This window comes from Paenibacillus sp. FSL L8-0641 (assembly GCF_038006265.1).
GTDB lineage: Bacteria > Bacillota > Bacilli > Paenibacillales > Paenibacillaceae > Paenibacillus > Paenibacillus polymyxa_D.
In genome coordinates this window covers 3,815,649-3,839,202 of the sequence record NZ_JBBOUW010000001.1, presented here as the reverse complement: position 1 = coordinate 3,839,202, position 23,554 = coordinate 3,815,649, and the positions used below count along the sequence as shown (strand labels likewise).

28 protein-coding genes are annotated in these 23,554 nt (G+C 44.1%); 19 read left to right on the top strand and 9 right to left on the bottom strand.

The features are described 5' to 3' along the window. Positions 1-139 precede the first annotated feature (139 nt). Entirely contained in the window at positions 140-1,069 is a 930-nt protein-coding gene (locus MKY16_RS17390; RefSeq protein ID WP_340956366.1) for an AraC family transcriptional regulator, read from the bottom strand. 198 nt (positions 1,070-1,267) lie between these two features. Here MKY16_RS17390 and MKY16_RS17385 point away from each other — a divergent pair, with 198 nt between their 5' ends. The 4 genes from MKY16_RS17385 to MKY16_RS17370 all read left to right on the top strand — a co-directional run bounded on the left by MKY16_RS17385 (position 1,268) and on the right by MKY16_RS17370 (position 4,087). After that, complete coding sequence (locus MKY16_RS17385; protein ID WP_340932842.1) at positions 1,268-1,549, top strand: Atu4866 domain-containing protein; 282 nt, start codon at positions 1,268-1,270, stop codon at positions 1,547-1,549. Positions 1,550-1,598: 49 nt separating this feature from the next. After that, positions 1,599-2,336 (top strand): SDR family oxidoreductase, encoded by a 738-nt coding sequence (locus MKY16_RS17380; protein ID WP_340956364.1) that lies wholly within the window; start codon positions 1,599-1,601, stop codon positions 2,334-2,336. Positions 2,337-2,559: 223 nt separating this feature from the next. After that, complete coding sequence (locus MKY16_RS17375; RefSeq protein WP_029515545.1) at positions 2,560-2,838, top strand: ArsR/SmtB family transcription factor; 279 nt, start codon at positions 2,560-2,562, stop codon at positions 2,836-2,838. A gap of 76 nt (positions 2,839-2,914) precedes the next feature. Next, positions 2,915-4,087: an MFS transporter gene (locus tag MKY16_RS17370; RefSeq protein ID WP_340956362.1), complete on the top strand. Its 1,173-nt coding sequence runs from the start codon at positions 2,915-2,917 to the stop codon at positions 4,085-4,087. A gap of 101 nt (positions 4,088-4,188) precedes the next feature. On the opposite strand, the gene MKY16_RS17365 is transcribed toward MKY16_RS17370, so the two are convergent. Continuing rightward, positions 4,189-5,001, bottom strand: coding sequence for a GNAT family N-acetyltransferase (locus MKY16_RS17365; protein WP_029515543.1), 813 nt, complete (start codon positions 4,999-5,001; stop codon positions 4,189-4,191). A 439-nt stretch (positions 5,002-5,440) separates the two neighbouring features. Here MKY16_RS17365 and MKY16_RS17360 point away from each other — a divergent pair, with 439 nt between their 5' ends. Then, positions 5,441-5,812 carry a hypothetical protein gene (locus MKY16_RS17360; RefSeq protein WP_029515541.1) on the top strand — a complete coding sequence of 124 codons (372 nt, stop codon included), beginning with the start codon at positions 5,441-5,443 and terminating at the stop codon, positions 5,810-5,812. Between the two features lie 227 nt (positions 5,813-6,039). On the opposite strand, the gene MKY16_RS17355 is transcribed toward MKY16_RS17360, so the two are convergent. Beyond that, positions 6,040-7,044, bottom strand: a complete 1,005-nt coding sequence (locus tag MKY16_RS17355; protein ID WP_029515540.1) for a chitosanase — start codon at positions 7,042-7,044, stop codon at positions 6,040-6,042. Positions 7,045-7,309: 265 nt separating this feature from the next. On the opposite strand from MKY16_RS17355, the gene MKY16_RS17350 reads away from it, so the two are divergent. The 5 genes from MKY16_RS17350 to MKY16_RS17330 all read left to right on the top strand — a co-directional run bounded on the left by MKY16_RS17350 (position 7,310) and on the right by MKY16_RS17330 (position 11,551). Then, positions 7,310-8,098 (top strand): isocitrate lyase/PEP mutase family protein, encoded by a 789-nt coding sequence (locus MKY16_RS17350; RefSeq protein WP_340956357.1) that lies wholly within the window; start codon positions 7,310-7,312, stop codon positions 8,096-8,098. 37 nt (positions 8,099-8,135) lie between these two features. Then, positions 8,136-8,696: a bifunctional transcriptional activator/DNA repair enzyme AdaA gene (locus tag MKY16_RS17345; RefSeq protein ID WP_039274368.1), complete on the top strand. Its 561-nt coding sequence runs from the start codon at positions 8,136-8,138 to the stop codon at positions 8,694-8,696. A gap of 25 nt (positions 8,697-8,721) precedes the next feature. Continuing rightward, entirely contained in the window at positions 8,722-9,207 is a 486-nt protein-coding gene (locus tag MKY16_RS17340; protein WP_049816894.1) for a methylated-DNA--[protein]-cysteine S-methyltransferase, read from the top strand. A 13-nt stretch (positions 9,208-9,220) separates the two neighbouring features. Further along, positions 9,221-9,508: an antitoxin Xre/MbcA/ParS toxin-binding domain-containing protein gene (locus MKY16_RS17335; protein ID WP_039274373.1), complete on the top strand. Its 288-nt coding sequence runs from the start codon at positions 9,221-9,223 to the stop codon at positions 9,506-9,508. 159 nt (positions 9,509-9,667) lie between these two features. Then, positions 9,668-11,551 (top strand): stalk domain-containing protein, encoded by a 1,884-nt coding sequence (locus tag MKY16_RS17330; protein WP_340956355.1) that lies wholly within the window; start codon positions 9,668-9,670, stop codon positions 11,549-11,551. An 86-nt stretch (positions 11,552-11,637) separates the two neighbouring features. On the opposite strand, the gene MKY16_RS17325 is transcribed toward MKY16_RS17330, so the two are convergent. Next, a complete protein-coding gene (locus MKY16_RS17325) occupies positions 11,638-12,195 on the bottom strand; it encodes a YdhK family protein (RefSeq protein ID WP_318627446.1) in 558 nt (185 codons plus the stop codon). Positions 12,196-12,485: 290 nt separating this feature from the next. Between MKY16_RS17325 and MKY16_RS17320 the strand changes: the two genes are divergently transcribed. The 3 genes from MKY16_RS17320 (at position 12,486) to MKY16_RS17310 (ending at position 14,895) form a co-directional block, all read left to right on the top strand. Next, positions 12,486-13,325 (top strand): MetQ/NlpA family ABC transporter substrate-binding protein, encoded by an 840-nt coding sequence (locus MKY16_RS17320; protein WP_318627445.1) that lies wholly within the window; start codon positions 12,486-12,488, stop codon positions 13,323-13,325. 69 nt (positions 13,326-13,394) lie between these two features. Beyond that, on the top strand, positions 13,395-14,570 hold the full coding sequence (locus MKY16_RS17315; RefSeq protein ID WP_340956352.1) for an aminotransferase class I/II-fold pyridoxal phosphate-dependent enzyme: 1,176 nt from the start codon (positions 13,395-13,397) through the stop codon (positions 14,568-14,570). 22 nt (positions 14,571-14,592) lie between these two features. Then, positions 14,593-14,895 carry a phosphorylase family protein gene (locus MKY16_RS17310; RefSeq protein WP_340956349.1) on the top strand — a complete coding sequence of 101 codons (303 nt, stop codon included), beginning with the start codon at positions 14,593-14,595 and terminating at the stop codon, positions 14,893-14,895. A gap of 18 nt (positions 14,896-14,913) precedes the next feature. Here the strand turns inward: MKY16_RS17310 and MKY16_RS17305 are convergent, their stop codons facing one another. The 4 genes from MKY16_RS17305 to MKY16_RS17290 all read right to left on the bottom strand — a co-directional run bounded on the left by MKY16_RS17305 (position 14,914) and on the right by MKY16_RS17290 (position 18,363). Beyond that, positions 14,914-15,399 (bottom strand): DUF5381 family protein, encoded by a 486-nt coding sequence (locus MKY16_RS17305; protein WP_029515531.1) that lies wholly within the window; start codon positions 15,397-15,399, stop codon positions 14,914-14,916. Then, positions 15,392-16,228: a hypothetical protein gene (locus tag MKY16_RS17300; protein WP_340956348.1), complete on the bottom strand. Its 837-nt coding sequence runs from the start codon at positions 16,226-16,228 to the stop codon at positions 15,392-15,394. The genes MKY16_RS17305 and MKY16_RS17300 overlap by 8 nt, the downstream gene beginning before the upstream one ends. A 33-nt stretch (positions 16,229-16,261) precedes the next feature. Further along, positions 16,262-17,347, bottom strand: coding sequence for a WXG100 family type VII secretion target (locus MKY16_RS17295; protein ID WP_340956346.1), 1,086 nt, complete (start codon positions 17,345-17,347; stop codon positions 16,262-16,264). A 269-nt stretch (positions 17,348-17,616) separates the two neighbouring features. After that, positions 17,617-18,363 (bottom strand): hypothetical protein, encoded by a 747-nt coding sequence (locus MKY16_RS17290; protein WP_340957587.1) that lies wholly within the window; start codon positions 18,361-18,363, stop codon positions 17,617-17,619. Between the two features lie 159 nt (positions 18,364-18,522). Here MKY16_RS17290 and MKY16_RS17285 point away from each other — a divergent pair, with 159 nt between their 5' ends. From MKY16_RS17285 to MKY16_RS17265, 5 genes are all read left to right on the top strand, one after another. Next, positions 18,523-19,449: a cell division protein ZipA C-terminal FtsZ-binding domain-containing protein gene (locus tag MKY16_RS17285; RefSeq protein ID WP_318627442.1), complete on the top strand. Its 927-nt coding sequence runs from the start codon at positions 18,523-18,525 to the stop codon at positions 19,447-19,449. A 20-nt stretch (positions 19,450-19,469) separates the two neighbouring features. Continuing rightward, on the top strand, positions 19,470-20,171 hold the full coding sequence (locus MKY16_RS17280; protein WP_029515526.1) for a DUF1963 domain-containing protein: 702 nt from the start codon (positions 19,470-19,472) through the stop codon (positions 20,169-20,171). Positions 20,172-20,270: 99 nt separating this feature from the next. After that, positions 20,271-20,741, top strand: coding sequence for a DUF6097 family protein (locus MKY16_RS17275; protein ID WP_029515525.1), 471 nt, complete (start codon positions 20,271-20,273; stop codon positions 20,739-20,741). A gap of 52 nt (positions 20,742-20,793) precedes the next feature. Further along, the gene (locus tag MKY16_RS17270; RefSeq protein ID WP_340956345.1) at positions 20,794-21,261 is read left to right on the top strand and encodes a hypothetical protein; all 468 of its coding nucleotides are present in this window, start codon (positions 20,794-20,796) and stop codon (positions 21,259-21,261) included. 78 nt (positions 21,262-21,339) lie between these two features. After that, positions 21,340-22,137 carry a hypothetical protein gene (locus tag MKY16_RS17265; RefSeq protein ID WP_340956344.1) on the top strand — a complete coding sequence of 266 codons (798 nt, stop codon included), beginning with the start codon at positions 21,340-21,342 and terminating at the stop codon, positions 22,135-22,137. A 28-nt stretch (positions 22,138-22,165) separates the two neighbouring features. Here MKY16_RS17265 and MKY16_RS17260 read toward each other — a convergent pair whose 3' ends face one another. Further along, the gene (locus MKY16_RS17260) at positions 22,166-22,588 is read right to left on the bottom strand and encodes a hemerythrin domain-containing protein (RefSeq protein ID WP_029515522.1); all 423 of its coding nucleotides are present in this window, start codon (positions 22,586-22,588) and stop codon (positions 22,166-22,168) included. A 169-nt stretch (positions 22,589-22,757) separates the two neighbouring features. On the opposite strand from MKY16_RS17260, the gene MKY16_RS17255 reads away from it, so the two are divergent. Further along, entirely contained in the window at positions 22,758-23,546 is a 789-nt protein-coding gene (locus MKY16_RS17255; RefSeq protein ID WP_049816889.1) for a YwiC-like family protein, read from the top strand. Positions 23,547-23,554 lie beyond the last annotated feature (8 nt).

Here is a 23,554-nt window from a genome sequence, read left to right as displayed (position 1 = left end):
GCATGTATAGAGGAAATATTGAACAGCCGCGTCTCTACCGGAGGAGCGGTTGTTTGTGCTGTTTTTTTACATCCTGCCATCTATGATGGGATAAGCGTTAGTAGGACCATTGGTTTCATATGTTCATCTAACAACGTGCTCAAGTGGTCTGGTGATCCTGATCCGAGCGCAAGCGTTTGATATCACTAATTGGAGGCAGGCCGAACAAGCGGGCGTATTCGCGGCTGAATTGTGAGGGACTCTCGTAACCTACCTGAAAACCTACATCTGCCGCATCCGCTGATTCGGATAACAACAGGCGGCGGGACTCTTGTAGACGTAATTGTTTTTGATATTGCATGGGGCTCATAGCCGTAACCTCTTTAAAATGACGATGTAGTGACGAAGGACTCATATTCGCTAGTTTGGACAATTCTTCAATACGCAACGGCTTATCATAATCCTGCTTAATCCGCTTTATGACTTCTGCAATTCGGTTGGAATGGCTGCCGGTCATGACCAGTTGTTTTAAGGATTCCCCCTGATTACCCTGTAAAATCCTATACAGTATCTCACGAATGACTAATGGAGCCAGCACCGGAACATCTTGCGGGTTTTCCAAAAGATGCACTAGCCTTACCACGGCATCCAGCAGTAGTGAGTTGGTTTGACTTACATACAAGCCTCGTCTGGAATCAGGCATGGGGCTTGTGGGAAAAGCAGATTCCTTGATCAGGTCCAAAACCTGATGCGGATCAAAATTGAGCCGGAGGCACAAATAAGGAGCTTCTGATGACGCTTGGATGACCTGCCCCGAGATCGGCAAATCCACCGACACAACAAGGTAGTCGGATGTGCCGTAATGGTAGCTTTCCTCTGCGAGCATCACGACTTTTCTGCCTTGTGCCACAATACATAAGGCAGGTTCATGGACTTGATGTACCGGAACGGTTGTATTTGAACTTCGGACGAAGTGAAGCGAAGGTATGGCTGTAGTGAGAACTCCGTCCTGATTTGAAAATCGTTCTATAAGCCTTGCCAATTCGGCTTGTTTTTCCATGGTAGAACCCTCTATTTTGGTTGCCCCCATCTTGACACATCCCTTCTTTCAACGTAGCCCGTTTTCATTTTCAGTAGTTTATTACATATTAAGGGTCTTTGGAGGATTAGGCAATAATTTGCTCTGATTCTTCTACCAGCCCGATGGACATTCCTCTCATAATAAGATGCAGATACAACACCTAATGAGCAATTGAGAAAAAAATAGAAGTGCAAAGGAGTGGGAGTCATGGAGAGTAACAAAGCGGAAAAAAGTGTACACGCTTCGCAGCATCCCTGTATAGGGATGTGGGTAACTGAAGACGGAAATATCCGTCACGAACTCTTGCCTAATGGCCGTTATGATGAAGCACGTGGTCAGAGGAAAAGTGCCTACACAGGCAGCTATATCATCGTAGAAGATGACTATATCGAGTATGTGGACGACACCGGATTTACGGCAGATGGCGAATTTAAAGATGATGTCTTGTATCATGCAGGGATGGTTTTTTACAGGGAAGAGAAAAAGTAATCTATTTTATCTTTTTTCAGTGACATTTTAAACTAGAGGAGGAATAAGCATGTTGGATATTAAAGGGAAAGTCGTAGCTATTACGGGGGCAAGCAGTGGGATCGGTGAAGCTACTGCCCGTTTACTTGCTCGCCATGGGGCTCATGTGATATTAGGGGCCAGACGCACAGAGCGACTGGAGGCTCTGACATCCGAGATTCGTTCTAAAGGTGGATCAGCTGATTATCAGCAACTGGATGTGACGAAGAGGGACCAGATGGAAGCGTTCATTAACTACGCGGAAGAAACATTTGGGCGTGTGGATGTCATTTTGAACAATGCGGGAGTGATGCCTCTTTCAAAATTAGAGGCCCTGAAGGTAGAGGAATGGGATCGCATGATTGATGTAAATATACGAGGCGTTCTGCATGGGATTGCGGCAGGGCTTCCGATTATGAAAAAGCAAGGATTTGGTCAGTTTATCAATATCGCCTCTATTGGCGCGTATAGTGTAACCCCGACTGCAGCGGTGTATTGCGCTACGAAGTATGCGGTTCGGGCGATCTCTGAAGGATTGCGCTTGGAGGTGGGGGGAGATATTCGTGTGACGTTGGTATCGCCGGGAGTAACCGAATCTGAGCTTGCTGACAGTATTTCAGACGAAGAGGCTCGGCAAGGAATGAAAGAGTACCGTCGTATTTCGATTTCGCCTGATGCCATAGCCCGTTCCATTCTGTATGCCATGGAGCAGCCAGCGGATGTAGATGTTAATGAAATTATTGTCAGACCCACGGCAAGCCCGAATTAACGCCATGGCATCCACGACGTTTCTCCCTCTATACTCAGATTTTTTTCCTCCATCCTTTATGGATGGGGGTTTATTTATCGGATGAGAAAGACCATCATTCACACCTCAGAGTGTAAAAAAGCTGTATCTTTATAATAAACGGGTTTACTTTTACAAATGTTTGTGATAACTTTATTTCGACAAACATCGAAATTAAGACTGGAACAGAAGGGAGCCGAACAGGGTGAAAGATACAACGGAAATGCAACAAGCTGTAAAAATATATAAAGCACTTGGAGAACCAACTCGTCTCAAGATAGCACTTCTACTAAAAGAGGAAAGTGGCCAATGCTGCTCTGTGCTGGGCGAGAAGCTGAACAGTGTAGCTATTTCAACGCTATCGCATCATCTGAAGCAAATGGCAGAGTCGGGGCTGCTCACATACCGTAAAGAGGGGACGTTTATCTATTACAGCTTGGATGTGGAAGCAGCGCAGAAATATGCCCCGTTCCTGATGACATAATTTTTTTTAGTCTTAATTTCGATATTTGTAAAAATATAAAAACAATATAAGATAAGAAAAGAGGCGTTATTTAAAAATGCAGAGCACGTGGAAAGTGTATATTTTGGCCATTGTTAGTTTTTTGGTAGGCACATCCCAATACATTATCTCAGGCATTTTGGATCAGATTGCGACAACCATGGGGATTACGGTGTCCGCAGCGGGCCAGCTGATTACAGTCTTTTCTCTTGCTTACGCAATTGGCACGCCGATTCTGATGGCAGTAACCGCTAAATGGGACAGACGCAAGCTGCTCCTGAGTTCGCTCGGATTATTTGCAGTAGCTAATGCCCTCTCCTTTATTCTGCCGGGTTTTGGATTGTTTATCGCCGCACGTATTCTTATGGCCCTCGGGGCGGGGATGGTTGTGGTTACAGCACTGAGCATTGCTGCGAAAATTGCCCCAGCCGGCAAGCAGGCCAGTTCTATTGCTACGGTCACTATGGGTTTTACAGCCTCGCTGATTATCGGGGTGCCGCTTGGAAGAATGATATCTTCTGCATATGGCTGGAAAACCGTATTTCTCGGCATCGCTTTGACAGGGATTATTGCTTTGATCGTTATCGCTATGACAATCCCTCGCTTAAAAGGAGATCAACCGATTCCCTTACTACAGCAGTTTGCTCTTCTGAAGAAGCCTGAAGTTGCTTTGGGATTAGGCATTACCTTCTTTTGGGGAGGGGGATATTCCCTCGCGTATACTTACATTTCACCGTACTTGCTGAATGTATCAGGTGTAGGGGATAATATGCTAAGCTCAGTATTACTTGCCTTCGGGATTGCCAGCCTGATCGGGTCGAAAATCGGTGGATACAGCGCAGATAAAAAGGGTATTTCCTTTACATTATTCGGGGGCATGGTGTTGCATGTCTTTTCCTTGCTTTTACTTCCTGTCGCCGCTCATTCCCTGATCGCAGTATTTGCTTTATTGATCCTTTGGTCGTTCGCTGCCTGGACAACTGGACCTACTCAACAATATAACTTGGTCACTCTTGTGCCTGAATCTTCCGGTGTGATGCTGAGTCTCAATCAGTCTACGATGCAGCTTGCCATGGCGGCCGGAGCTGGGATCGGTGGTGTAGTTGTTGGTCAGGTTTCGCTGGCTTCCATCACCTGGTTTGGAGCAGCAGGGGTCGTTATAGCTATTGTGGCTGTATATTTACTTTCACGAAGATCCTCAGTCCACACGGAATTGGGTGTTACGGAGTAAAGCTTATAGATAAGTGAAAAGGAGGCCCAGTGATGAAGGTGACATTGTGGTCTTCTTTGATTTTGAATGAACAATAATATGCTCTCTTGCAGTAGGAGGGCTTATTCAAACGTAATATCAGTGATTTTGCCGGCTTCCTTAAAGCCGATATTTTTATAAACTTGATTGGAAACCGAATTTTTTAAATCTGCATATAGCATGGGTACTAAATGCTCATTTTCCAAAATCGAACATAGCTCGGATACCATTCCGCTGGCAAAACCTTTCTTTCGTAAATTAGGCGGGGTATACACAGCATTAATGCGAGCATGTCTCGGCGAGCGGTGAGCAATATTAGCCATGGACACAGGCATGTTATTTACAATCCAAAGATACAAATTTCCTGTCCCGATGGTCTTCTCCGCAACCGATATTTGACTAACCGGATCAATAAAACTACCTAAAGCTTCTTCTGAAAAACCAGCTAGAAACTGGGCAACTAATTGTACATCCTCTGGGATGGATTGTCGGATCATTCCCTCAACGCCCGAGGGCTTTTTATATTTAGGACAGAAATAAGATTCCATGACCATATGGGTATGTACCTGAGCAGCATGACGACGTTGTGCGTAAGCATTTGCGAACTTCTCGACTGTTTCGGCATCACCACATACACCTGATAGGGTGGTTCCTTTTAAATAACGTAAGAGTTCTCCTATATAGGTCAATTTATGATTATCTGTGATTTGTTGTGAGATCCATAACCAGGCCTTATGTCCGGGTGATTGAGCAAAGACCATATTTTTATCGGACGTTTTGAGGCATGTTGATCCTTCTGACTCACAAATTCGATGGATCAAATGGTATCGAACTTCATCAGCCAAAAATAGATTTTGATTTAATATATCGTCGTTTGGGACTAGTTGCTCAATCATGACTCTGCCTCCTAATGAGCTGTGACCTAAGCACTTGTAAAGTGCTATGAAGCTATGAAGATTCGGTTGTTATATCTACTAGGATTTAAACTTCCGCGCTATACGCTTCTTATTTTTTTGTCGCCAAATCCATCTTTCGATAAAGTTTTTTTCTTTTCTTTCCTGAAGTGTTTCCTTCATACCCTTAATAAGAAATTCGGATCTTCGCTTGTCGTTTCTGCTAATTTCACGTAGTTCCTCAATAAATTTATCGTCCATGTCCGCATCTCCGTTAGTTCAGGATTTTCCAAATTGCTAAGCTAGATTATACAGAACATATGTTCCTTTTTCAAGTCTGCATCGCTCTATTCAATCACATAACCATTTTTAGATGGATGCTGCGAGGCCCGCGCCAATCGGATGGTGAGGCATAAGATAAGTTGAAAGGAGGAATTACAACATGGACAACAAAGCATATGTATCTCAAACGTATCCACGTCTTACAGTTTACAACGAAGAAAATTTTCGGGGTTCCAGGAGAGTATTCAGAGGAAACCTAGGCATTCGTAATACCGATAACATTCTCGACGGCATCGAAAGTCTGCGTTTCTTTTCTACCAGCAGCAATGCTACACTGGTACTCTTTACAGGCACGCGGTTTAGAGGTAACTTCCGTGTGTTTAGAGGCAATCGCAGCATCGCCGACCTGGATGATCTGATTCGTGGGAATGATGTGGAATCTATTATCTCTACCAATCAACGTTTGACGTTGCAACAAATCCGTAATATCCGCAGTAGCGGTAGACTTCCATCTGGCTACCGAATCATCTAACGGCCTTATTTCGACTTCATAACCATTTTACAAGACTGTTTCAGGAGCTTGCAACTTTCGGGCTTTTGGGACAGTCTCTCTATTTGCACACGCGACCCACATATTTGAATGATGAGAGGAACTGTTTGGGAAAATGGGACCTTGTTAGTAGTCAACACCAACTCAATATTTATGAAAATAAATAAAGGAGGACATACGATATGCCCTCCTAATGACGTATATTGTATTTACTTCAGTTCCCAATTCGTTGCTTTGATCACGGCTGCATCTGCGTTCTTAAGATCTGTTTCGCCAGAAGCTAAGAGAGAACTCCATTGTTTCACACGATTCTTACCATTGGGAGGTTGGTTATAATCGTTGGTATCGACAACCAATGTACGCTTAGCATAGAAGCTAGTCATGAAATTCTTCTCATTCGTACTACTGCCTGAACGTGAGAGGATTCCTTCAAGACTACCTGAATCACCAGTAGCGCCTTGATTGAGTGCTGTGTCGACAAATGATCCAATCGTTAGAGCAGTATTAAATCCGCGTTTATGTGCTTGCTGTACACTATATTCGATATAGGTGTCATAGAACGTACGCCACATGGCTTCTCTCCAAGCTTCATTGTTTTGGAGAGCGTTGATCTTCTTCTTGATTACACTATCGCTATCGCTGAGCTTTAGAATCGAACCATTCATCTTCCCCTTTAGACCAGCACGTGTTAATCCACCTGCAATGGAAGGGTTGCTAGCTCCACTAGCAGCATCAAAAGCTTTAAATAAGTACGGGCCATCTGGTCCCGTATCATTTGAACCGCCTGTTGTTGCTCCAAAGATACCAATGGTGTACCCACGATTATCGCCGATATCTTCAGCATAGCCATAGAATTCAGTCCATTTCAAAGAATCTTGCTCTGGTTTGTTCACTAGCTTCATAATATTATCCCACTGCTCACCGTCGAGTCCTGTATTAGCCTTCAGGAACTGAAGTGTTGAAGGTGAGAAATTAGCATCATGGTCAATAGCTGTAACCGCTGCTTGGCTAGTAGCTTCTTCGCTGGTAAGGGATAATGGCTGTATACTAGCTTCATTTGAGTTGTCGAAGCCCTCATTTAAATCGATCGTTTTCTGCACCGGAGTCCCATTCTCTTCAGCAAAAGCCTTGCTAGGTGAAGAGCCGGACAAGCTAGAGAAAGAAGCGACTACAGTAAAGCTTAGCAAGATCATAAGGAACTTTATTTTATACATATAACTCCTCCTATAAAATGTAATTATGAAAGGCTAAAAGCGTAGATTTCCATCTAACTCGAATGGATTTAGCAAGAGTATAGATAAGAAGCATAGGATTGAATAGAGCTTAAATAACCGTTTTTTTCAAAAATTATGATTTATATGTGAATAAATGGACCAAGTTGTTCCTAGATTCCTACAGACCATAAGTGCAAGAATGAGGACGAAACAAAGATAGCCTCTTGATAAAATGAGTTACATCACATATCAGGAGGCTATATTTATGAACAAAATCCAGCAGTTTCATGCACTTCACACATTAGAGGAACTTTTATTTTTAGGGAACGCCTGGGATCTGCTATCTGCGGTGGCTCTGGAGAAAGCAGGTTTTAAGGCGATAGGTACGACGAGTTGGGGGATTGCCAATACGCTTGGATTTTCAGATGGTGAGCTTATTGATTTTGACCAGCACGTAAGTATTATTCGGACGATTGTTGAGCATGTTCAGATTCCAGTGTCGGCAGATATTGAAGCAGGATATGGAGAGGACACGGCAACGATTGTTGAGCATGTTTTAAGGGTAGCCGATGTGGGAGTTGCAGGGATTAATATTGAGGATTCTTTGAAAATGCAAAAGGGACTTCGAGAAGTGGGTCTGCACAGTAACCTATTGTCCAAAATTAGAGCGGCCTTGGATGTGCGTGGGTTTCAAGCGTTTTTTACAAACGCAAGAACGGATACATATTTGCAGATGAATGCTCCACTTTCAGAGACCATAGAGCGGGCCAAAGCGTATGTGGATAGTGGTGCGAGCGGAATTTTTGTTCCAGGATTAAAGCGTGATGAAGAGATCAGGGAAGTTGTGTTTCATATCCATGCTCCGCTTAATGTTTTATCCCTGCCGGGTCTGACGAATGTCCACCAGCTTCAGCAGTTAGGAGTTAAACGGTTTAGCTTTGGAAATGCATTTTCTGATAAGATAATAGTTGCTTTGCAAAAGAATGCAGAACAGTTGATAGAGCTACAAGATACATCACATTTATATGAGGATTTTGCAAAATCCTTGAGCTAGATGAATATGAACTATAGAAAGGACGGAGCATTCGATCATGGCTAACCTTAGTCTTTCTTTTGAAGAAATGTGGGAGAAAATTATAGCGTGTGATCGTAAGTATGACGGGTTGTTTTTTACTGCTGTGAAAACAACCCGCATATACTGCCGACCTTCCTGTCGATCCAAAAAGCCGAAGAAAATAAATGTGGAGTTTTACTTTGATTTGGACAAAGTGGAAAAGGCGGGTTTTCGTGCTTGCAAAAGATGCCAGCCCCATACAGACCATTCGCCATATATCAGACTTGTGCAGAATGTGGTAACCTTTTTGGTTAATCATTACAAGGAAAAACTTGTATTGCAGGATATTGCGGACCATATCGGAATAAGCTCCTTTTACTTGGATCGGATCTTTAAACAGGAAACCGCCGAAACCCCGCGCACGTATTTGGAAAAAATAAGAGTAGATAAGGCAGCCTATCTTCTTAAAAGTACAAATCTTACGAATCTTGAGATTTGCTATGAGACGGGCTTCCAAAGTCCCTCCCATTTCTATAAGGCGTTTCGTAGCTTGAACCATTGTTCTCCTAGTGAGTATAGAAAGTTGAGTAGGGAATAGAAAAGGAAGGAGGTTGTATCCTTTTATGAGCGAACTATACGTAATGAAGTATGTATCGCCGATTGGAGAGGTAGAGATACAGGGCACAAATGAGGCTGTCTATTCTATTATGTTCTCTAATCGGAATGAGCCCTTAACGAGGGCTATAGAAGAGGTTCCAATCCAAGTATTAGCGGAATGCACTACCCAGCTTGACGAGTATTTTAAAGGTGAGCGCTTTGAGTTTACGTTTCCTTATGCCTTTGAAGGTACGGATTTTCAGCAAAAAGTATGGAATGCGCTGGTGTCCGTGGGGTACGGTAAAACAACAGCTTATAAAGATATTGCTCTTGCTATTGGAAATGAAAAAGCGATCCGAGCCGTAGGCAGTGCTAATGGAAAAAATAAGCTGAGCATTGTGATTCCATGTCACCGAATTATCGGTTCCAATCAGAAACTAACGGGCTATGCAGGAGGGCTATGGAGAAAAGAATGGTTGCTCCAGCATGAAAAGCGTTGTCTGAGGCCCTAAGGAGGGTTCGTAGATGAGAGACATATATTTGAAAGAGTTTAAGCCGGAGAACTGGGCCAACATGGTTCAGGTCTATCAGGAACGGTATGCACAGGTAGATCCAGCTATAAGAGCAAAAGTGGCCAAAAGTAAAATTCCCAAGGAGATTCAGATTGTGCTGCTGCCCGATATGGGGGAGTATTTGCTGATTTGGATGGATCGAAAAGTCCCCGCACTCGGCAACGAAACACCGTCGGATTATTTGAAAAGCGAAGAAGGGACTAAAGCACTGAAGGCGGCTATATTACGTATGCCACGTTGAAGAAGCGGACCAAGGAGATACATATGAACATTGAACAGAGCGCGAATGATGGAAAAAGTGAGTTCCTATATCCATAACTGTAATCAGATGGAATGAACTTCATCTAACCCTATGCTATGATTTACCGACAAGAATATAGATTTAAAAGGGGAAATAAGAATGAAGCTCAAAAAAATGATGTTCCTACTTTCGTTTTTAACGATATTTGTAGGGTTGATCACTTTGTGCACAGAAAGTGTTCAGGCTGCCAATTCGACAGTATTCAAAGATGGAGATAAGCTTAAGCTTATTCTTGATGATGGTAATGGAGTAAACAGAGTGTTTAAATTTGATCTTCCGTTTACGATTAAGCCTGATACACCAATTCGTCTGTATAGCAACAACATTGAAATTCCTTCTGGTGACTTTACGATCGATTATGCCAACTCCACAATTACGATTGCAGATTCACGACCAGCGCCTGGGCCAGGATCAGAAAATCATATAGAACTTCCTATAGCTATAACTATGAAAGGGACTGTGCAGTCAGTCGATGAATCTACAGTAACTCCACTTGCGGAGGAGCCGAAAGTAACGCAGCCTGAGGTGGAGACCAATATAAAAGAGATTCCCACTCCCAGTGAACCCAAAGTTGCTCAACCTGTGGATGAACCGAAAGTAATTGAACCGCAAGTAACCCAGCCGATCGAGGAGCCTAAAGTGGACCAAGCGGTTGATGAGTCACCGGAAATCCCTTTGTCTATCCCATCTGGAGAAAATTTTCCGGGTACATTTGCAATCAACTCTTCAAGTACATCATTTTCAGTTCGTTTGAAGATGAAAAATATTCAACCCACGTACACTTCATATGTTATGGTCAAAAATGCGGATGCTCAATTAATTAAACGGATTCAGTTCGATCCGGAAACAACGTTTAGCTACCCTTTGAGTAACCTGAATTTATCTACAGGTGGATATTACTTTTATATCAAAATGATCGATCAGTCGGGAAATTCGGCAGCGTCTGTACCCCAATTTGTTCCTATAAATAATAACAAGGCTCAGCAGGTTGAGGTGTTTATAGACGGTAAACTGCAACAATATGAGCAGCCTGCGACCTCTATTAGCGGAAGTATGCTGGTGCCATTTCGTGCCGTTTTTGAGGCGCTTGGGGCGAAAGTGAAGTGGGATGGAGCTACCAAGACCGTTACTGCAACCAAAGGAAATACAACGATCAAGTTAACTGTAGGCTCCAGGGATGCCTATATCAACGGAAAATTAGTGCGTCTCAATGCGGCGCCAAGACTCATTAACGGCAAAGTAATGGTTCCTATTCGCTTTGTTAGTGAGGCGCTGGGTGCGAAGGTGAAGTGGAATATTGCAGCTCAGAGCGTTGTGATTTTCCTTGCTCCACCGCAGGTTTTGACAACTAGCGAAAGTGAACAATTAATGGAGGAAAATGAAGATGCTTCCGAATCACAATCCAATCCAACGATTCTGAAAAAGATATCCACCACCTTCTCCAAATCTACGGATATTGTGTTCGTCATAGATGTTACGAGTAGTATGACAGGGACGCTGGATTATGTGAGACAGAAGGTGAAAGGCTTTGTTGATTCCGTTCCAGCAGGTTCTCATTTTGCTGTCGTTGCATTTCGGGATATCAATCTGAAGGCAGATAAAGATTTAGAATTTTTGGAGTTTACGACCGATAAAAATAAGTTAAAAGGTAACTTGAATATGCTGCGCCCTTCCGCTGGCGGGGATTTGAAGGAATCGGGATTAGAGGCTATTCAGTTAGCTATAAGTAAATTTCCCAAAAATTCTAATTCCAAAACAATCATATTCATTACAGATGCACCAGTTCATGATAAGAATACAGCCCTGGGTAAAGCCCGTTTTTCAGTAGATGAAATTAACGAGCAATTACAGAAAAATGATGTTATTTTTAATGCAATCGTGCCTGCAAATGGACTAGCCAACAAACAAATGAAAAAGCTTGTAGATTCCAACGAAGGGACTTTGTATGATATCAAGGAGGCCAAGCTGAATTTGGCGAAGTAGGTTTGTCCAAACTCAAATAAAGCCGTTAAAGGGAGCCGATGCCAGGCTCCCTTTTGTTATCACAAGCGACCTGTGCTGAAAGAGTTCTAATGGGCTGAAAGCTCACTCTCCGTCACCCATTTATGATTTTTGACAGGCTCTCCTCCTGTAGTCGGCGTATAGTCTACCATATATACGGTCGTTGGCTCGGCGGAATCAATGGTAGCCTTAGCCCCATCCATCCCCTTCATATGATCTGCTGCAAGGATAACCTCTGTGCCCGGTGCATAGGGCTCGCTGCTTGCATCCTTAATCTCTTCATGAATAACCCACTTATGATTATTCACTTTTTCTCCTCCAGTGGTTGGTGTATAGGAGACTGTATAAGCAGTAGTCGTATAAGCACCCGCAATCGTGGCCGTAGCCCCATTCATGCCGGCCATATGGTCAGCTCGTATAGTCGCTTGACTACCAACTTTGAAGGCTGGATTTTCAGCTTTTTTTAGTTCGGCAGGAAGCTCACTGGAAGTGGAATGGTTCATATCTGATGTGTCGTGCTGTTGACCGCTGTTTGCCGTGTGCTCCTGGTTCGGCGCGTTACTGTTCCCGCACCCACTCAAAATCATCATGACTGTACCAGCGAGCAAAGCCCATTGCATTCTCATATTTAATAGCTCCTTTAGGGTTTTATTTTCATATTCAATTATACCCCTAGGGGGTATAATTGAAACGGAATAATATTACAAACTTGTGAAGTGTTTTTGCCTACAAGGGGATCGCCTGTTGTGATCCCTTATTTGTTATGCAGAAGATGCGTAATTAAATGTTGTTGACAGTGAATAAAAAATCATTGTAATATCTATAAAACGCATCAAGTTACTTGGTATTTTGAGCGACTGTAAACATTCTAACTCACCAAAAGTAGATGATATCAAGGAGCAGGGGGAGACATCAAATGAAGAAACCATGGATTTCATTTATATTGCTGCTGGGAGCAGTCGTGCTTTTTATTTCAGGCTGCGGCAGCAACAATACGTCGGGCAACGCTGCGGGTGAAGAAAAGAAAACACTGCATATTAGCTTTAATCCTGGTCCATATAGCGATCAGTTTAAGAATGGTGTGGCTCCATATTTGGAGAAGAAAGGCTATAAGATTACATATAAAGAGTTTACAGACGGTGTTCAGCCCAATGTAGCCGTGGCTAAGGGGGATATTGATGCTAATGTGTTTCAGCATTCGCTTTACCTGGATTCTATGAATAAGCGGGAGAATATTGATCTGATTGGTGCTGTACAGGTCCCGACTCCTCCAATGGGATTGTACTCCAGCAAGCATACCAGCCTTGACGAAATCGGCGATGGAGCCCAAATCAATCTGCCCAACGAGCCAGTCAATATGCTGCGTGCGCTGAATATTTTGAAGGAAGTAGGCTGGATTACGTTAAAGGACCATATTGATCCATTGCAAACCTCGGTGAACGACATCACCTCTAATCCGCATCATCTGCAATTTGTTGCTACCGATCCGGCACAGGGGCCACGTGTACTGAAGGATGTTGATTTTGCGGCTATACAAGGGAACTTTGCTGTATCGAATGGAATAAAGCTGACCTCGGCATTAAAGCTTGAAAATATGACAGATCCGTTCACGAACGTGGTCGCTGTGGACAGCAAGAACAAGGATAAGCCCTTCGTCAAAGACATTATTGAAGGATATCATTCAGATGAATTCCAAAAGTACATCCATTCGAACCCTGATTATGAAGGCTACAAGTTGCCAAGCTATTTCAAATAATATGGGGCATTATCTTCTGCGGGCTGACGTTGTCAGCCTGTATCTTATGGATAGAAGGTGGATATAAACGTGATTTTTTCATCCTCTGATCTCGTCAAGGCTCTGCCTGACAACTATTTTAGCGCAATAGATGACAAAGTGAATCTGTATAAAAGTAAAGGAATAGATGTAATTAATCTGGCAGCCGGCAACCCGGATCAGCCAACATCGGCGCATATTATCAGCGCTTTGAAGGAAGCGGTTGATCAACCGATCAATCAGGGCTATCCGCCTTTTCATGGAAAAAAAAGCACGCTGGAGGCTGTCGCAGCGTTCTATAAACGGGAGTATCAGGTGAAGCTGGATCCTGACCGGGAGATTGCCATATTCAACGGCTCAGCCATAGGCGTAATGGGGATTCCACAGGCGCTGCTGAATCCCGGTGATTGGTTATTGACCACCGATCCGGCATATCCCCAATATTATTCCGCTGCTGCGCTGGCAAGAGCCCATATTCATACGATTTCGCTTGATGAGAAGCTTGGTTTCTTGCCTGATTATACAACCGTGCCGGAGGAAATCGCAGAGCAGGTCAAATTGCTCATGATTAATTATCCGAACAATCCGACTGGAGCCGTAGCTACTGCAGACTTTCTGACGAAGACGCTGGATTATGCCGCTCGGTATCAGTTTCCAGTTATGAATGATTTTGCTTACGGTGCTCTTGGATTTGACGGGCATAAGCCGATTAGTTTATTGCAAATCCCCGGCGGCAAGGAGTATGGCGTCGAGACGTATACAGCTTCCAAAACGTATAACATGGCTGGATGGCGCTTCGGCTTTGCGGTTGGAAATGCGTCCGTTATTGGTGCGCTCAAGCATTATCATACGCATGCCTACAGCACTGTTTTTGGCGCGGTACAGGATGCGGGAGCTGTCGCATTGCTGGGCACCCAGGAGCCAGTACAGGAGCTCGCGAAGTTATATGAGCGGCGCCGTAATGTTCTTATTGCAGCGTTACGAGGTATTGGCTGGGATGTAGCAGCTCCCCAAGGGTCTTTTTTTGCCTGGTTCAAGGTGCCGGAGGGGCATACATCGGCTTCCTTTGCAGACTTTTTATTGGACGGGGCGCACGTTGCGGTCGCTCCTGGAGAAGGTTTTGGTCGTGCAGGAGCTTCTTATGTGCGGGTCAGTCTGGTAAACAGTGAGGAAAGGCTGCTGGAGGCGGTGCAGCGTATCGCAGCGACGGGTGTTTTTCAAGTATAAGCCGGAATACAAGGAAGTTATTTTGCTGCAATCAGGAATTGGCAAAGCGAACGCTGCCTCGACTACGGCCCTGCTGATTGAGCGTTTTAGCCCAGAGCTTGTCATTAATACCGGGTCTGCGGGTGGGCTCGATCCAGCGCTGCTTGCTTTTGCGACAGAAGCGCTGGCGGAGACCAGGATTGAGGGGGAGATCGTCAAGGGTTTGATTACGACGGCAGACTCCTTTATCTCCCAGGCTGAGCGCGCCCATTTTATCCGTAGCCAGTTTGGTGTTCCATTTTTGGCTGCGGCTCTTGTAGCCGCATATGATAGAGACAAGCTTTGATATATTCAATGGCACTATTCAGGAACGTTTTTTCTTCGACTTGCCATGCTGGTTAATGAGAGTTCGAAGTTGTTTCCCGGCTTGGTTCAGCTCCATATCGTTCAACACATAGTCGGTGCTGACTTCCCAGGTGCTGTGGTCATTCAGATGAAAAATAAAGGCGGGAAAGCGAGGGCGCAGCCATTTGCGGATGGAGGCCCCTTCGAATTCGACTTTAGTGATTGCAGCCCACGGGACAGTTCGAATACCATCTGAAATACTGTGCTCGTCAAAGATGAACAGGTAGGTATCCTTACGAAGCGTTCTGCTCAAACAAACCACGAGATAGCTACCGAAAAAAGGAAGTCCGACAATGGCGGACGTAATAAAGAAGAAGATTTGTAGAGCTGAGATATCTTCGTCGATAAAAATGAGCAGCAGCAAAAACAGACAAATAAGCACAAACATCAAGCTGCCCATGGCTTTCCAAAATGCCAAAGATCTTCGATATACAATTTTATCCACGGAATACCGCCTCGTCGGGAACAAACGCCTGAATGAAATAAGTTATTCGTTCTCTCCAGTCAGCTTCGGTCACACTTTCAATTCGCAGACATGGAGTGGCCTGCATATTCAGTTCTGTATTTCTTACAATCCACATATCATTCATTCCTTTAAGAACAAATAGCAGATTTGTAACAGAAGGACCATCTTCATCCGTATCCGTGTATACCATTTGGCTCAAATTATCAAGGCTACACTGATTACGATCAAAATCCTCCCGCCAGTCTTGTATCATTTGTTGAGCCGACTCATGAAGCTTCCACGTTGTCATTTGCTGCATGGTGAAGTTGGATGAGGTTAACTCATTCCACTGTTCTTCGGTCAGATCGACGTATCGGCTGTGCGCATTGAAGTTCGGAGCAGACAGGCCGAACAGTTGATCAATGTCGTGATGCCAGTCTTCTGGGGAAGACCAGCGAAAGAAATGGAGTTCATTGTTACTGGAGAAATGATACAGAAAACGTTCATTTCCATGGTGTATCGTTAACGTATTTTGCTTATCTTGTTGCTCCTTAAAGCCACGTAGCATCTGACGACTTTGTACCAGATGAGCTAAAATTTCAACAATGAACGCATCAAATTCGAGCTGTTGTTGCTCGTCATCCCGTTGTTCCATCAAACCCTTGGATATCAGGCTATGCGTTGCGGCATGAAAAAGTAGTTCCCAGCGATCTTCGGTTAGTTCCCCGTAATAAGATTGGAGCAGACCAGAAGCCATATCTTCTGCGCCCAATGCGGTCAAGGCAAAGCCTAGCTCCTCAAGCGTTAAAATTACCGTTTGTTTGTCCATAGTCAGGCTCCTTCTCCATCTGTTAGGTGTATATCATTTAAATAGTTTGCTGGCCCAACGTATCCCTTTTTCGGCGAATTTGGCGACTTTTCCACCTGCCCAGCTTCCCACCGTACCGCCGACGTAAGCACCGACGGCTGCACCGACCGGACCACCGATAGCGCCGCCTACAGCTCCCAAAGCGACAGCACCGCCATAAGTTGCGGCGGTTTTAATCGCTACGTTAGAAGCAGATACAGCCACATCCGTTCCGGTAAGCTTCCCGCTTTTCCATTTTCCAGCCAGACTGATACCTTCGCCCACAATATTCATGGTGGCATTAATAGGGTACAGCTTTTTGGCAATCATGCCGGGAATTTGGCGGGTGGCTATGCCATATCGGCCCTTTTCTACCCCAGCGATGACGTTCCGCGTCCACTGAGGAAAGCTGTTGGCTTTATTGAATCCGAGGCCGAGCTTACCCATTTGAAGCTTTCCAGCTAATCGATCAAAGCCCTTTAACCCCTTCATCACAATACCGGGTTTGGCGAATTGGCGGTTTAGGCTTTTGCCCAAATTACGCATAAAAGCATTGTTACCCTTGCCTTTCACCCATGCCGCATTATGTATAACCGCTCGAGTGGGATTCTTCAGACTTTTCTTGAATTCTACTGTTTTGGTGAGCACAAGTGTGGAAGCCAGACCGCTATAGATCGCTGTTCCGGCAAATCCCAGTTGCCCGCGCCATTTATTGGCTTCTGAAATGCTGTTAATGGCTATATCTGCTGGATCGGGTCCTTTTTTCCCGGAAGTTGCCCCTTCACTGTTGCTGTTCTGTCCGCTGTGATCTCCTTTATTAATCCCCGTGTCTGCTTGGGTATCTGTTTCCTTGAATTTTACTGCAATGGAACGCAGCTCTGTGCTGACAGAACCGACAGTTTGAGTGAAAGCATCCATTTGTCCACGCGCTTTATGAAAATCCTGATAAAAGCGCTGCTGTGTTGTTCCTGCCCAGCTATTTTCCAACATCTGAATATGCTGTGACAGTTGTCCGCAAATTTGTGTCCCCAGCTCACGTGCCTGTGCGAACTGCCTGGAAACCGCTTCTAGTTTCTCAGGAGGAACCATAATTTTAGCCATGATGTCCACCTCGGATGATTAAAATAATTACTTATATTTTAGTGAATCCAGTGGGGGTTAGCAAAAAAAGGAGGGGGTTTTAGTGAAAAATAAGTCATTTGTATGAGTTCATGAGGGTGCATAAGGGAGAATAGTAGGAGGTGTATGATCCGAAGTTCTTATAGTCATTCATAACGAAACGAAAAAAGCCACTCTTTTCAAATGGAGCTTTCCATTAGAAAGAGAGGCCTTCTTGCGTAGAGACTAATACATATTTCGCGTCGGTTTAATTACTTTAGCGGAATCTGCTTGGACAGCTTTTCAAACTGCTGCAAGTGAGGAGTGACCTTGGCAGTAATACCTTCGAGATACTTAATGGACGCTTGTCTTTGGCGTTCTTTGGTAGCAGTCTCTTCAGGGAACATGGAGTATTCCTTTTGGACAGAGCCATTTTTATAATTTACGGAGAAGAGGTCTCCTTTTTGCCACCTTTGGACCAGATCTTGATTACTGTGTAAGATATTTATTATTTCATTGCTATTTTTATAAGTGAAGCTGTAGTCTGGATCGGCCACAGCGTGGATCACTTGGTAGCCGTTCTGTAATCCATTGTTCTGAAAAGTACCTACTTGGATCTCGTTCGAACGTACGGTTCCATCCGTTTGCGTCACTTTTTCAGTCTGCGTACCCTTGCCGCTCATCGTGTCATTGCTCCATGTTCCGTTGTATACGACTTTATGATTCTGTCCATCTGCATCCGTGTATTGATTTGTATATTTTCCGGTACCTGATCGCTTGCCATTCACAAAATCACCCGAATACTGCTTATATTCGCTCCATTTGATCGTACCACGTCCGTTAGGCTGCCCATTCTCGACCTCTCCATAGTAAGTAGTCTGACCGGATAGCTGAAGCAATTCCTTGGTTGCAGCCGCATTCGCCGCAGGTGTACTTACAGACAGCGCTCCAGATATCAGCGATGCGGACACCATAATAGGCAGTGATAGAGCCTTCCCTTTTTGCCAAAGTTTTTGCATCATGAGTTCTCCCCTTTCGAAGCTTTGAATTTCTAAAAGTTAAGTTCAACAACCCAGCACCGTTTTTATACTATTTTGTGCTTGGTGATTTATAGTTTAATATATATTGAGAATTATAGGAAACTGTAAAGTGAAAACAGCTAGTTAGGAGAGAGATTCATGAATTTACCCGAACATGGGAGTGAGGATGTATCGAGCATCCTTGCCGTGGAGTTGGAACATGAGCCTGTCAAGACCATAAAAGGAATCCATCAAGTGGAGCCTGATGCTAATATCTATTGGCTGATTGATGTGGAATTTAGTGGTTTTACGTTGTCAGATGAGGATATTTTGCAATTGCTCAAAGGATATATCGTGTATGGGCATGTTCATGATTTACAGGTGTGGACTAGTGTGGGGCGCAGACCAGCAGGCGAATGCCATTTTGATAAAATTTGTGTTTGTATAGATATATTCGATAATGTAGAGATGCAGGTTTGTTTGGATGAAGTCAAGGTTGCAGACTTTATGAACACACTGCCAGCGCGTTTTCAGGAGAAGGGAACTGTTCATGTGCTTCCTCGAGAGGATGCTCACCATGCACGTGCAAAGGCGGAAAAACTTAAAGCATTTACAGATCAGGAAGGTGAAAGGGAACACGCTGTCATGCTTAGGCTAGTAGCGGATCAAGGCCAATCTTACCGTGGAGCGGATATCTGGGATGTCATGCTGAGTCTCGGAATGGAGTGGGGAGATATGGACATTTTCCATGCACACCATCACGGGACGGGAGGTTATGATGAACTATTTAGCGTACATACGGGAACCGAGCCTGGCTTTTTTTGGTTGAGTACACTCGCAGAGGATCGCTTTGCAGATTTAATTTTCAGTATGGATGGGGTGCGAACCGCGCAGCCGCAAACGGTGTTTGAGGTGATGTGGAAAAGTGCCGAATATGCACGCACCAGACTCGGTGGGACATTAGTGAATGAACAGGGTCTGCCAGCTGTGCCGGAAGATTATCTACATCAGATTCAAGAGATGGAAGATCGAATAAGAGAGTTTGGATTTAAAGCAGGCGAGGATGTTGTTCTGTTTCTATTCTAGATTAGAAAGGAGTGATTTCGTTGTCCAGCAACGCTATTGAGAAGCTAAGAACGATTCTAAAACGTAAAGCTACGATTTTTCATACAGGGGGTCGTAGACCGTCGGATTCCCTTGAACAAAGCTGGATTGGTAGAGTTACAGTGGCTTTGCCAACGGAGGAACGACCCATTGATGTACAGGGGAATGCTATGGCTCCGATCATGCAATTGTATTTGCCGGCCTTGCCCTTTGTCCCTGAAGCTATGCGTAGCATCAAGCTGTTGACAGTCTTCCTGTCTCCCGATGTACTGGATCATGAGGACATGGAAGGGTATATGTGTATTCGTGAGTATACGTCGGTAGAGGATTTGGTCGAAAAAGATTTTGGTCCGTCATTTATGCAAATCAAAGCATTTCCGCTGTTCCCTGAACTCAAAGAGAATGATTATCCGGTCTGGGACGGTGATGACATCCCTGAGGAATACGGCGATGCCCTTAACCAAATGGACGAGGAGGAACCCGACTATTTTGAGGACATCGTAGAGGAAATATATGCGGTTCACAAAATCGGTGGCTATCCCAGCTTTATTCAATCGGGCATTGACTTTGGCGAGGGCTATGAATTTGTATTTCAGATTGCTTCGGATGCCAAAGCCCAATTGAATATTGTGGATGGAGGCAGCTTTTATTTTGCCAAGCATCAGAATGACGGAGTCTGGCGGGGTTACTTTGATTTTTACTAATAGGCTCATTTAGAGAGCAGTCTGGAACCGATCGTTTTGTAGAGCATGGCAACCCTATATACTCGTAAGTTAGATACTATTGAAGTGGAGTGAAAAGATATGAATGTTTTAGGTCAGCTGGGATCTGCTATCCAGAGTAGTTTATTTATTCAATCCGAACTGAAGAAAGCTCATGCATTTATTCAGGAGCACGATCTGCCTGTAGAGCAGGTAGAACATGATTTTCACAAGCAGATCATCGTGCTGGAGCAATATGCGGGAACTCGCGTTTTTCAGCGAGGGCTTGCCAAATACAAAGTAATCAATGCAATGCTTATGATTATATCAGTGATCATATTGCTGGCAGCAGGCATCGTTGCAGCAATGGAATATTTACAACCCGAACGACATTTGCTGCAAGTGCTGGCGAATGCCATGTTTGACTATTGGGTTCCCTCTATTACTTTGCTCAGTGTTGTATTCGTGGGTGTGATCGTTCTCGCCATCGTTAGAACTGTTTATGCCAAACAATTACATACGAGGGTGCTAGATCGGGCCTGGCAGGCCATTTTCAATCATGTGGACAAATAAGGGCAGAGAGCAACTGTAGGAGATTGGCATAATAGCTGAAGGAGTGGCAGCAATGAATGACTGGGAATCGGGAATCATTCAGGTCGATGGTGAGCGTGCGATTTACTCATCGTTAACGGAAGATCAGTTGTTAGAGGCCGATTGGTATTCGAAATATTTTCATTCTGTAAGAAAGCTAGGAAATGAGTATATCTGGTATCATTTCGATCAGGTTTCTTTGCTGCGTCGGCATTTTTTTGTGTCTGTATGCTTTAAGGATACAAGCCTAGTTGTCGCGGAGATTTCGCTCCAGGGCAATGAATTTCCAACTTCGTGGGATAATTGGTCTGAAGAAGGGGAGAGAAAGCGGCAAAGGGAGCATGATCGTTTGTTACAGCAACAATTGTCCGTAAAGCCAAGCTATCGTCAAACAAAGCCTTACCCCTATATGGAATATAAACTGAACTGGGGGAAAATCTCTTCTTATTTTGACCCCCGGTCGGGAAATACGGCCATTGCTTTTAAGTATAAAGATGAATAGTGATCTTACATAAAATACACGACAACCCTTCGCTTTTTGTTGGAAGTGAGGGTGTTGGATGAGTAAGGGAGATATGTTGTGGATAAAAAGGCGAAAAAAATACTGATGAACACATTCTGGTCCTCTAGCGGCTGGAAGCAGGAGCGGGGATCTTTTTCGGGTGAGGATTTTGAATATGCCAAAAGTAAGGGCTTGATGTTCGATCCGATCACCATTACACATAACGAGATTATAAACAGGCTGCATGAGCTGCACCAGCAAAAGGCTACAAAAGAACGAGTGGCAGCAGCATTTTTGCATAGTCTTTCCACGAAAAAGGTTCATTTACGAAGCGCCTTATCGAGCTGGGCATTAACCGCAGGGCTTCCTTTGCACACCTATGGGGAGCGGCCTGTCGTCCTGCCCAATTACAGTAGCTGTGGGGATTGTAATTTTAATAAAATGATGTCCGATAAGGAATACGTCAATAAAGATTTGAATGTACTAAATTTTGGACGAATCAAATGGGGCGGTATTCGTCTGAACTACCTTCTGTATTGCTGGATGGACCTTGAATTGTTCAGTCAAGAAGAGGATGTTCAGGTTTCCGATGAGGATCTAGCTATACTCCATAACATGCTCGAAGCTGTTCAGAACTGTGATGCTCAAAGCAGTGCACGTCAATTGGAAAAGCGCTGGAAGGATGTGTTCCCATCCAGCAAAAACGAGCGTGATGTCGTCATGGAGGTGTGGGGATATGCCGGACTGCTGGTCCCACAGGACACGCCTCGTAAACGACAGCACGGCAATCATGATTTTTATTCCGTAGCAGCCTGGCAAGGAGATGACGGATACTCGCAGGAGGCGTTGGACTATTTCTTTGGTACGTTTTTATAGAGAATGTGAATCGTTATGCACATCTTGATTATGACGGTTGCTCAAACAGCAAACGTTCTTCTTCCCGACTATGAATGGCATTGACAACCAGAAGCGCGTGGAACTGTTGAAGAACTTCAGGCGTAAGCCCTTCTTCACGGATCCCGGCTTTGAGTTCTTTTACAATGATTCGGAGCAGATCATGATCTCGTGTAAGTTTGACGACAGCCTCCTGCAGTTCCGGTTTTTTCTCGACCATTTCCTGATAGAATCCTTCCTCTTCTGCATCAGCATGGCTGAGAATGCGGGTTTCCCAATATTCGATCAAGTGGTCGGCAGCCTGGCGCGCCACCTGGAATTCTTTCGCTTCGAGTAATTCCTCTACTTCTCTCGTCTTATCTAGAGCGCCAGATAGCCCGCCTTGATGAATGGCATGATGAGCATGCAGTTGACGTAAAGAAGGTCCTCCCATAACAGTTCATCCTTTCTTTGTTCCCTTTTTTAGTACAGTATAGCATAAGAAAATAGCGTTATTTTTCCGGTTAGGATTTTCCCCTCTAAGGAAAAGGGAACTCCCTAATTGGTTCAATTTCATATAATACTTAGAATGAAGTTAGAAGATAAAACTCAATCTTGGGGGAATGGATGATGAATCGATTAACCGAAATAACAGACATAAAAAAGATTGTGAAAAAAGGATCAAGGGTTTGAGGGGGATGAGCAGATACATACCCAATCAACATGGAGCCTGGGCTATGCTCATTCTTCCATTTTTATTCGGTTTAGCTGCTTCTCGAGGGGATCTCATTCATATACCCCTATTTGTGTGCTGGTTTTTTATCTACTTATTCAGTTTTCCTGTCCTCCAATGGATCAAAACAGGCAGCAGTGAAAGATACCGCAAACCCGCCGTTGTATACGGAGTGATATTACTTCCTTTGTTAATTTCACTGATATGGTTTGAGCCTGCCTTGATCTGGTATGGAGTTCTTTTATTGCTCTTTTTTATGGCTAATATTTATTTTGCGAGAACGAAAAATGAACGTGCTTTACTCAATGACATTGTTGCAATTCTACTCTTTTGTTCTTTTATATATCCCGTTATTTATATGGGGGGAGGAGAGGATTGGAGGGTAGCAACAGAGCTATTCTTGCTTTTGGTGCTTTACTTTATCGGAACTGCTTTGTATGTCAAAACGATCATTCGTGAAAGAAAAAATATACGTTACCATTATGCTTCCGTTATCTATCATGTGGTGATTTTGTTGTTTGCCATTTGGTTAAAGTTATTTCTGTTTGTTCCTTTTTTAATTTTTTTGATAAGAGCCATATGGCTTCCTAAACTCGGATTAAAGGCAAAACAAGTTGGCATGGCGGAAATTGGATTTTCAATGATGCTCTATGTTTTTGTGTTGTTTTTATATTTCTAAAAGGAGAG

Bases quoted from the DNA above. Each gene is read 5' to 3' on its own strand.
- MKY16_RS17255 (WP_049816889.1), top strand. From the start codon at position 22,758: ATGGATGATGAATCGATTAACCGAAATAACAGACATAAAAAAGATTGT.
- MKY16_RS17355 (WP_029515540.1), bottom strand. From the start codon at position 7,044: ATGTATAAAATAAAGTTCCTTATGATCTTGCTAAGCTTTACTGTAGTC.
- MKY16_RS17330 (WP_340956355.1), top strand. From the start codon at position 9,668: ATGAAGCTCAAAAAAATGATGTTCCTACTTTCGTTTTTAACGATATTT.
- MKY16_RS17385 (WP_340932842.1), top strand. From the start codon at position 1,268: ATGGAGAGTAACAAAGCGGAAAAAAGTGTACACGCTTCGCAGCATCCC.
- MKY16_RS17380 (WP_340956364.1), top strand. From the start codon at position 1,599: ATGTTGGATATTAAAGGGAAAGTCGTAGCTATTACGGGGGCAAGCAGT.
- MKY16_RS17345 (WP_039274368.1), top strand. From the start codon at position 8,136: ATGGCTAACCTTAGTCTTTCTTTTGAAGAAATGTGGGAGAAAATTATA.
- MKY16_RS17285 (WP_318627442.1), top strand. From the start codon at position 18,523: ATGAATTTACCCGAACATGGGAGTGAGGATGTATCGAGCATCCTTGCC.
- MKY16_RS17360 (WP_029515541.1), top strand. From the start codon at position 5,441: ATGGACAACAAAGCATATGTATCTCAAACGTATCCACGTCTTACAGTT.
- MKY16_RS17275 (WP_029515525.1), top strand. From the start codon at position 20,271: ATGAATGTTTTAGGTCAGCTGGGATCTGCTATCCAGAGTAGTTTATTT.
- MKY16_RS17390 (WP_340956366.1), bottom strand. From the start codon at position 1,069: ATGGGGGCAACCAAAATAGAGGGTTCTACCATGGAAAAACAAGCCGAA.
- MKY16_RS17260 (WP_029515522.1), bottom strand. From the start codon at position 22,588: ATGGGAGGACCTTCTTTACGTCAACTGCATGCTCATCATGCCATTCAT.
- MKY16_RS17365 (WP_029515543.1), bottom strand. From the start codon at position 5,001: ATGATTGAGCAACTAGTCCCAAACGACGATATATTAAATCAAAATCTA.
- MKY16_RS17295 (WP_340956346.1), bottom strand. From the start codon at position 17,347: ATGGCTAAAATTATGGTTCCTCCTGAGAAACTAGAAGCGGTTTCCAGG.
- MKY16_RS17290 (WP_340957587.1), bottom strand. From the start codon at position 18,363: ATGCAAAAACTTTGGCAAAAAGGGAAGGCTCTATCACTGCCTATTATG.
- MKY16_RS17270 (WP_340956345.1), top strand. From the start codon at position 20,794: ATGAATGACTGGGAATCGGGAATCATTCAGGTCGATGGTGAGCGTGCG.
- MKY16_RS17335 (WP_039274373.1), top strand. From the start codon at position 9,221: ATGAGAGACATATATTTGAAAGAGTTTAAGCCGGAGAACTGGGCCAAC.
- MKY16_RS17320 (WP_318627445.1), top strand. From the start codon at position 12,486: ATGAAGAAACCATGGATTTCATTTATATTGCTGCTGGGAGCAGTCGTG.
- MKY16_RS17340 (WP_049816894.1), top strand. From the start codon at position 8,722: ATGAGCGAACTATACGTAATGAAGTATGTATCGCCGATTGGAGAGGTA.
- MKY16_RS17325 (WP_318627446.1), bottom strand. From the start codon at position 12,195: ATGAGAATGCAATGGGCTTTGCTCGCTGGTACAGTCATGATGATTTTG.
- MKY16_RS17370 (WP_340956362.1), top strand. From the start codon at position 2,915: ATGCAGAGCACGTGGAAAGTGTATATTTTGGCCATTGTTAGTTTTTTG.
- MKY16_RS17300 (WP_340956348.1), bottom strand. From the start codon at position 16,228: ATGGACAAACAAACGGTAATTTTAACGCTTGAGGAGCTAGGCTTTGCC.
- MKY16_RS17350 (WP_340956357.1), top strand. From the start codon at position 7,310: ATGAACAAAATCCAGCAGTTTCATGCACTTCACACATTAGAGGAACTT.